Below are 2207 nucleotides of genomic sequence, written 5' to 3'. Positions count from 1 at the left end.
CAGGCGGCTGGCCGTCGCGTCATCGGCATGGGTGATCAGGTCGGGCACCAGTTCAATCCACCCATCCCACCCCGCCGCCACCGCGCGGCGCAGGCGGGGCCAGGCTTTCTGCTCATCAAGCGTGCGGACGGTGGCCTGCGCGCCTTCTTCATGAATCTGGCGGGCGAGTGCGCGCGCGCTCAGGTTGGAGACGGATTCGGTTACCGCCGCGTCCTTGGGCAGGCTGGCCGCCAGCGCCGTCAGCCCGGCAGCGGGACCAAGCAGGGCCACGAGCAGCATCAGCCGGGGAAAAAACCGGATACGCATGGTTTGTGTTCTCCCTTCCTACTGGTGTTGCGCCATGGTCTACAAAAGGCGGCAATCGTGGCGCTGTCAGGGCGGTCATGGGGAAAATCATGGGCACGCCGGTTGCGGCCTGCCACGCATATGCCTATAGCCTGCGGCGGTGCCCGTATTTACCGGGGCAGCCGCGCGATCCTGACCGGACCAGCCACGCGCGTTGACGGGGGGCCATATCCGGCCCCGATTCCATTTCCGGCGGGTCCTGCCTTTGTGGAGAACATACGTTCATGAGTGCCATGTCCTCTTCCGAAATTTCGCGCCTTCAGGTCTGCCTGCGTCGTCTGCTGGGTTCACCGGGGCTTACGGTCAACGCACCGCCGCGTGCCGGTCTGTCGGTCGAACTGGCCGTTAACGGTGAAGTGGTGGGAACGGTCCATCGTGACGAGGATGAAGGCGAAGTCTCCTACGCCGTGCACATGACGGTGCTGGAAGAAGACCTGCCCGCCCCGAAGTGATCCGTCATCGCCGGGGGCGGAAAGATTTTCCGCCCTGCTCGCGGCCTAGGGCTGCGTAAGGGGCTGCGGAACCGGCCCCGCCGAGGCCTCGATCAGGGGTTCGGGAGGGGCCGCGGGCAGTTCCACGCGGTCGATCTTCCACTGGAAGGCGTGAATCCGCATCTGCAGGCGCAGCGGCGTCTCTTTTTCATGCCCCGGCATGACCACGCTGGCCTCGAACACGCCCGGATGGGTGAAATGCATATGTACCCGCCCCAGCATGCCCGCCATGGCCGACCATGTCTGGTAGGACGCGCTGGCCGGACCCTGCGGCAGCAGGTGGTCCACCAGCGTACCCAGCCGGTCGGGGCGCACTTCCTCATCAATCGCGTTCGACACGGCGGAGGACGCGAAGGATTCCCCGAATCCGGGTAGTTCGTCATCCGCGTGCGGGGGGCCGATCAGGCCATCCACCACCTGGTTTTTCAGGCTGCTGCGCACGGATTCCCACTTGAGGCAGGTGTTCAGGCTGCCCATGTCATGGGCGCGGACCGCCGATGTGATCGACCACAGCGTGAAAAAGGGCGACGCCGCGTAAAGCGATGTCGCGGCTGCCAGCGTGCCCGCGCAGACCCAGCGCGCCTGCTGGCGGCGCAGGGCGGCGACACCGCCGGGAATTTCCATACGGGAAAGATAAGACATTGATTTATACTCCCCCCGAGATGGTTTCACGTGCCCCATGGACTATACTGGAAACATATCCGACATGCATTGGTTTCATGATTATATGAAGAAATTATCACGTAATCGTGAACTCGCAGCCCCGGCTTCCCGCTGCGTTCCGCCATGCGCACGGTGTATCCGCCATGAAGCGCCATGCAACGCGCCAGGAGACAGGGATGAATTTTACCGAGGAAGAGATCCAGCGCTACGCGCGCCACATCCTCCTGCCCGAAGTGGGTGGAACCGGTCAGGACACCCTGAAAAAGGCGCGTATTCTGATAGTTGGCGCGGGGGGCCTTGGCTCCCCGGTCGCGCTGTATCTCGCCGCCGCCGGGGTGGGCCGGATCGGGCTGGTGGATGACGACGTGGTGGACCTGTCCAATCTCCAGCGCCAGATCGCGCATGTGACCGACCGGATCGGTCAGCCCAAGGTCGAATCGGCGGCGCAGGCGCTGCGTGCGATCAATCCGGGAACACGGGTGGATTGTCATAACGTCAGGCTGACGGCGGACAACGCGCGCGAACTGGTGCGCAGCTACGACCTGGTGTGCGATGGCAGCGACAATTTCGCCACCCGCTATCTGGTGGCCGATGCCTGCGCGCTGGAACAGCGCACCCTCGTCTCCGCCGCCGTGCTGCGTTTCGAGGGGCAGCTTTCCACCTTCCGCCCCGGCGGCCCGTGCTATCGCTGCCTGTACCCCGAGGCGC

3 protein-coding genes and 1 pseudogene are annotated in these 2207 nt (G+C 64.6%); 2 read left to right on the top strand and 2 right to left on the bottom strand.

Annotation, left to right across the window (positions count from 1 at the left end; translation table 11 throughout):
* A pseudogene (locus tag JCM25156_RS24735) lies at positions 1-306 on the bottom strand (hypothetical protein); the annotation flags it as partial.
* A gap of 263 nt (positions 307-569) precedes the next feature.
* Here JCM25156_RS24735 and JCM25156_RS14300 point away from each other — a divergent pair.
* Positions 570-797, top strand: a complete 228-nt coding sequence (locus JCM25156_RS14300; protein ID WP_025813609.1) for a DUF3126 family protein — start codon at positions 570-572, stop codon at positions 795-797.
* Between the two features lie 45 nt (positions 798-842).
* Here the strand turns inward: JCM25156_RS14300 and JCM25156_RS14295 are convergent, their stop codons facing one another.
* Positions 843-1478 carry a DUF2939 domain-containing protein gene (locus JCM25156_RS14295; RefSeq protein ID WP_025813608.1) on the bottom strand — a complete coding sequence of 212 codons (636 nt, stop codon included), beginning with the start codon at positions 1476-1478 and terminating at the stop codon, positions 843-845.
* Positions 1479-1675: 197 nt separating this feature from the next.
* Here JCM25156_RS14295 and JCM25156_RS14290 point away from each other — a divergent pair.
* Positions 1676-2207: HesA/MoeB/ThiF family protein (locus JCM25156_RS14290; RefSeq protein WP_025813607.1), on the top strand; the 532-nt coding region annotated here is incomplete at its 3' end.

The sequence above is a fragment of the Komagataeibacter kakiaceti JCM 25156 genome, from assembly GCF_000613305.1.
Note: the sequence above shows the minus strand (reverse complement) of the source record. Positions and strands in the feature narration are given on the sequence as shown.

What these genes read in the sequence shown, in the direction of transcription:
- JCM25156_RS14300 (WP_025813609.1), top strand. Translation starts at nt 570, where the DNA reads ATGAGTGCCATGTCCTCTTCCGAAATTTCGCGCCTTCAGGTCTGCCTG.
- JCM25156_RS14295 (WP_025813608.1), bottom strand. Translation starts at nt 1,478, where the DNA reads ATGTCTTATCTTTCCCGTATGGAAATTCCCGGCGGTGTCGCCGCCCTG.